This is a genomic window from Actinotalea sp. C106 (assembly GCF_023630195.1).
Lineage (GTDB): Bacteria > Actinomycetota > Actinomycetes > Actinomycetales > Cellulomonadaceae > Actinotalea.
This window is the reverse complement of sequence record NZ_JALPKN010000217.1, coordinates 1-5,477: the sequence shown is the minus strand read 5'-3', so window position 1 is coordinate 5,477 and position 5,477 is coordinate 1. Positions and strand designations below refer to the sequence as shown.

The 5,477-nt window shown below is 73.3% G+C and carries 5 protein-coding genes and 1 pseudogene; 2 read left to right on the top strand and 4 right to left on the bottom strand.

What is annotated here, in order from left to right; genetic code table 11:
• Positions 1-153: 153 nt before the first annotated feature.
• The 4 genes from groL to L0B03_RS13325 all read right to left on the bottom strand — a co-directional run bounded on the left by groL (position 154) and on the right by L0B03_RS13325 (position 4,510).
• Positions 154-1,782, bottom strand: a complete 1,629-nt coding sequence (gene groL, locus L0B03_RS13340) for a chaperonin GroEL (RefSeq protein ID WP_250446562.1) — start codon at positions 1,780-1,782, stop codon at positions 154-156.
• Positions 1,783-1,965: 183 nt separating this feature from the next.
• Positions 1,966-3,435 carry an NAD(P)/FAD-dependent oxidoreductase gene (locus tag L0B03_RS13335; protein WP_250446560.1) on the bottom strand — a complete coding sequence of 490 codons (1,470 nt, stop codon included), beginning with the start codon at positions 3,433-3,435 and terminating at the stop codon, positions 1,966-1,968.
• Between the two features lie 127 nt (positions 3,436-3,562).
• Positions 3,563-4,177, bottom strand: a complete 615-nt coding sequence (locus L0B03_RS13330; RefSeq protein WP_250446558.1) for a LytR C-terminal domain-containing protein — start codon at positions 4,175-4,177, stop codon at positions 3,563-3,565.
• A 30-nt stretch (positions 4,178-4,207) separates the two neighbouring features.
• Complete coding sequence (locus tag L0B03_RS13325) at positions 4,208-4,510, bottom strand: DUF3263 domain-containing protein (protein WP_250446555.1); 303 nt, start codon at positions 4,508-4,510, stop codon at positions 4,208-4,210.
• 104 nt (positions 4,511-4,614) lie between these two features.
• On the opposite strand from L0B03_RS13325, the gene L0B03_RS13320 reads away from it, so the two are divergent.
• Complete coding sequence (locus L0B03_RS13320) at positions 4,615-5,304, top strand: uracil-DNA glycosylase (protein ID WP_250446564.1); 690 nt, start codon at positions 4,615-4,617, stop codon at positions 5,302-5,304.
• Positions 5,305-5,344: 40 nt separating this feature from the next.
• A pseudogene (locus L0B03_RS19715) lies at positions 5,345-5,477 on the top strand (SGNH/GDSL hydrolase family protein); the annotation flags it as partial.

Genomic DNA, 5,477 nt, shown 5'->3' with positions numbered 1-5,477 from the left:
GGCACGGGCGCTGACGCCGTCCTCCCCCACGCGTGGCCGCCGCGACGGGCGTGCACCCACGGCGTCGTCGCCGGGCACACGAACGGCGGGCGCCCCCCGAGGGGGACGCCCGCCGTCGGCGTGCTGAGTGCTGGTCAGACTCTGATCAACGGATCAGAAGTCCATCCCGCCCATGCCGCCGCCGTCGCCACCGGGCGCCGGGGCGTGCCGCTCGGGCTTGTCCGCCACGACCGCCTCGGTCGTGAGGAACAGGGCCGCGATCGACGCCGCGTTCTGCAGCGCCGAGCGGGTGACCTTGACCGGGTCGTTGACGCCGGCCGCGAGCAGGTCCTCGTAGTCCCCGGTCGCGGCGTTGAGGCCGTGACCGATAGGGAGGTTGCGGACCTTCTCCGCCACGACGCCGCCCTCGAGGCCGGCGTTGATGGCGATCTGCTTGAGCGGGGCGTCGAGCGCGAACTTCACGATGCGCGCACCGGTCGCCTCGTCACCGACGAGCTCGAGCGACTCGAAGGCCGTCTTGCCCGCCTGGATGAGGGCCACGCCACCACCGGCGACGATGCCCTCTTCGACGGCCGCCTTCGCGTTGCGCACGGCGTCCTCGATGCGGTGCTTGCGCTCCTTGAGCTCGACCTCGGTCGCGGCACCGGCCTTGATGACGGCCACGCCGCCAGCCAGCTTCGCGAGGCGCTCCTGGAGCTTCTCGCGGTCGTAGTCCGAGTCCGAGTTCTCGATCTCGGCGCGGATCTGCGCGACCCGGCCGGCGATCTGGTCGGCGTCGCCCAGGCCCTCGACGATGGTCGTCTCGTCCTTGGTGACGACGACCTTGCGCGCCTGGCCGAGCAGCTCCAGGCCCGCGTTCTCGAGCTTGAGGCCGACGGTCTCCGAGATGACCTGACCACCGGTGAGGATGGCCATGTCCTGCAGCATCGCCTTGCGACGGTCGCCGAAGCCGGGGGCCTTGACCGAGACCGACTTGAACGTGCCGCGGATCTTGTTGACGACGAGGGTGGCGAGAGCCTCGCCCTCGATGTCCTCGGCGATGATGAAGAGCGGCTTGCCGGACTGGATGACCTTCTCCAGCAGGGGCAGCAGGTCCTTCACGTTCGAGATCTTGCCCTCGACGAGGAGCACGTAGGCATCCTCGAGGACGGCCTCCTGGCGCTCGGCGTCGGTGACGAAGTAGGCCGAGAGGAAGCCCTTGTCGAAGCGCATGCCCTCGGTCAGCTCGAGCTCGAGGCCCAGCGCGCTGGACTCCTCGACCGTGATGACGCCTTCCTTGCCGACCTTGTCCATCGCCTCGGCGATGAGCTCGCCGATCGCGGGGTCACCGGCGGAGATGCCGGCGGTCGCAGCGATCTGCTCCTTGGTCTCGACCTCGACGGCGGCCTTGAGCAGCTCCGCGGTGACGGCGTCGACGGCCTTCTCGATGCCCTTCTTGAGGGCGATCGGGTTGGCGCCGGCGGCGACGTTGCGCAGGCCCTCACGGACGAGCGCCTGGGCGAGCACGGTGGCGGTGGTGGTGCCGTCGCCAGCGACGTCGTCCGTCTTCTTGGCGACCTCCTTGACGAGCTCGGCGCCGATCTTCTCGAACGGCTCCTCGAGCTCGATCTCCTTGGCGATGGAGACGCCGTCGTTGGTGATCGTGGGGGCGCCCCACTTCTTCTCGAGCACGACGTTGCGGCCCTTGGGGCCGAGGGTGACCTTGACGGCGTCAGCCAGGGCGTTCATGCCCCGCTCCATGCCGCGGCGGGCCTCCTCGTCGAAGGCGATGATCTTGGCCATTCGGATGGTCCTCCGGTTGTGGCGGTGGTGCTGGCCCGCGATGCCCGCGACGGACGGACCGGTCAGCGGCGGTCACGTCCCGCCGGGGCCCGGCCCTCATCGAGGGGCCAGATGTTTCTGTCACTCTCGGGTCGAGAGTGCTAACTCATTATTGGCACTCTCGACCCGAGAGTGCAAGGCAGCTCAGGCGTCCGGGGCGAGGTCCGGCGGTGTCAGCACGCCGAAGCGGTCCGCGAGCACCCGGCGCGCGGCGTGCCACCCGCCCATGCCGTGCACCCCGGGGCCCGGGGGCACCGCGGCCGAGCACAGGTACACCCCGGCCGGACCCACCCGGTAGGGGTCGGGCGAGGCCATCGGGCCGACGAGCATGCGCGGCAGCGTGATCGCCCCGGCCGAGATGTCCCCGCCGACGTAGTTCGCGTTGTGCTCGGACATCTCGGCCGCCGGGATGCCCCGCGCGGCGACGACGAGGTCCCGCACCCCGGGGGCGTGGCGCTCGAGCTGGTCCAGGACCGCCTCGGTCATGTCTCGCGGGGACCCAGCCGGCACGTGGGTGTAGGTCCACACGGGCCGGATCCCGTCGGGCCCCAGGCGCGAGGGGTCGGCCACGGTGGGGTCGCTGAGCAGGATGACCGGCTCGTCGGGGTGCCGGCCGTGGGCGACCTCGTGCTCGGTCCTGACGAGCTGCTCGCGTGAGCCGCCGACGTGCACCGTGCCCGCCTCGCCGATCGCGCGATCGGTCCAGGGCACCGGGCCCGAGAGCACCAGGTCGACCTTGGCCGCCGCGTTCCCGTGGCGGTACCGGCGCAGCCCGCGGCGCACCCGCGCGGGCAGCCTCTCGCCCATCACCTGCTCGACCGTGCCCGGGGTGGTGTCGAAGACGTACGCCCGGGCACGCCCCAGGTCCTCGAACCGGCGCACCTCGCGACCGGTCTCGACCACGCCGCCGTGGGCCTGCAGGTCGGCGACGAGGGCGTCCGTGATGGCCTGGGTCCCGCCCACCGGCACCGACCAGCCCGGGGCGTGGGCGAGCGTGCCGAGGAGCAGGGCCGTCCCGGCCGCGGCGAGGGAGGGCAGGGGGGTGATCGCGTGCGAGGCGACCCCGGTGAGCAGGGCCGGGGCCTGGGGGCCGGTGAACCGGCGGTCCCAGGTGACGCCGAGGCCCTGCTCGAGGGTGCGCAGGCCGAAGCGCACCGCGCTGACGAGGTCCCGCGGGAGCCGCCGGTGGTCCCCCAGGACCGCCTCGACCACGGCGTCCGCGTGCTCGACCAGGGGCTCGAACAGGCGGCGCCACGCGACGCCGTCGGGCCCGAGGCCGACGACGGTGCGCTCGAGGGAGCGGTAGGCGAGGCCCGCCGAGCCACCGAGCAGCGGCTGGGCGTAGGAGACCTCGGGGGCCACCAGGTCGACGCCCCGGGCACCGAGGTCGAAGCGGCGGAAGAAGGGGGAGGCGAGGGCCAGCGGGTGGACGGCCGAGCACAGGTCGTGCACGACCCCCGGCACGAGGCCCTCGACCGTGCGGGCTCCCCCGCCGATCGAGGGCTGGGCCTCGAGGACCCGGACGGAGAGCCCGGACCGGGCGAGGGTGACGGCGGCCGCCAGGCCGTTGGGCCCGGACCCTACGACGACGACGTCCACGGGATCAGCGGGCACCGACGACCCCGACGCCCTCGTCGATCGTCGTCCGCGTCAGGGTGCCCTGGGCCATGCGTGCTCCTGTCCTCATGCCTCGGTCAGACGAGCCTACGCACCCACGGCGGAGGTCGACAGCCGAGACGGATCAGGCCTGGTAGTCGCCGCCCAGCACGACGACGATGCCGTCCGCGGCCTCGGCAGAGATCTCGACCACGCCGATGCCGAGGGCGTCGGCCGCGGCCTGCGCGGTCGCGAGGTCCTCCTCCGAGCCGTAGAGGACCGAGGACGCCTCAGGGCTGGCTCCCGTCCAGTTGCCGGCGGCGACGTCCACGAAGCCTGCTGTCTCGAGCCGCTCGGCGGCGCCCCCCGCGAGACCCGTGATCGAGGTCGCGTTGAACACCTCGACCGGGCGCGTGAGGTCAGGCTCAGGCTCGGGCTCGGGCTCGGGCTCCTCGGCCGGCTCCTCGGGCTCGGCGGGCTCCTCCGTCTCGGCCGGAGCACCCTCCTCGGGCTCCTCGGCCGCCTCCTCCTCGGGATCCACGGGGGCCGTGATCACGGGGTCGTCGGTGCCCGTCAGGCCACGCCAGTCGGAGAGCCACGTCACCAGGCCGAAGGCCAGGACGGGCAGGACCACGAGGACCACCGCGAAAGGCCACCACCGGGACCAGCGGGAGCGGGGGGCGCGGTGCGCGCCCCGCGGACCGACGGTCGACACCTGGTCGAAGTCGTCCGCCGGGTAGGGGTAGTCGCCGGATCTCACGGCGGACAGGCTAGCGGTCCCAGCCGGGCATCAGCCGTCGACGCCCAGACGACGCGCTGTCCGGGCCCGCTGGCGCGAGGAACGGAGCCGACGCAGACGCTTGATGAGCATCGGGTCGTGGGCGAGGGCGGCCGGGGAGTCGATCAGGGCGTTGAGCACCTGGTAGTACCGCGTGGCGGACATCTCGAAGAGCTCGCGGACCGCCTGCTCCTTGGCCCCCGCGTACTTCCACCACTGCCGTTCGAAGGCGAGGATCTCCTGGTCGCGCTCGGAGAGCCCGGGGGGCGTCGAGGCAGAGCCCTTCACCTCGGTCAGGGTCGCCGTGGCGTCCATGTGCCCTCCAGATCCGTCGTGCTCGTCGCTGCCAGTGGTGCGAGCCCATGGTAGACCGCGAATGACACGGGTGTCATTCGTCCCGGGGCTAGGGTCGACCCGTGCTGCCCGCCGACCTCGACCAGCTCATGGCCCCCGACTGGGCCGAGGCCCTGGCCCCCGTCGAGCCCCAGATCCGCCACCTCGGCGAGAGGCTGCGGGCCGAGGTCGCCGCCGGGCGACGCTACCTGCCGGCCGGGCGCGACGTCCTGCGCGCCTTCGCCCGACCGATGGCCGAGGTACGCGTCCTCGTCGTCGGGCAGGACCCGTACCCCACCCCTGGGCACGCGGTGGGACTGTCCTTCTCGGTGGACCGCGAGGTCCGCCCGATCCCGCGGTCCCTGGCGAACATCTACCGCGAGCTGCGCGAGGACGTCGGCGTCGACCCCGGTCCGTCGGGGGACCTCACCGGGTGGGCCGACCAGGGGGTGCTGCTGCTCAACCGCGTCCTGACCGTGCGCGAGGGCGAGGCCGGCTCGCACCGCGACCTGGGCTGGCAGGAGGTCACCGACCACGCCGTGCGGTCCCTGGCCGAGCGGGGCGGTCCCCTGGTCGCGGTGCTCTGGGGACGCCAGGCGCAGACCCTGCAGCCCGTGCTGGGCGAGGTGCCCGTGGTCGCCGGACCGCACCCCAGCCCGCTCTCGGCCTCGCGCGGGTTCTTCGGCTCGCGACCGTTCAGCCGGGTCGACGCCCTCCTCGCCGAGCAGGGTGCCCCCCCGGTGGACTGGGGCCGGGTGGCCGCGCCGTCGTCGTAGCCTGAGGGCCCACGAGCACGAACCCCGGAGGCAGCACCGCATGGCCTGGACCCGCTACGTCGCCCTGGGCGACTCGTTCACCGAGGGCCTGTGGGACGTGCCCGACGGCGAGCCGCCCGCGAGCGCCGAGACCGCCGACCCCGCGCTGCGCTGCCGGGGCTGGGCCGACCTGC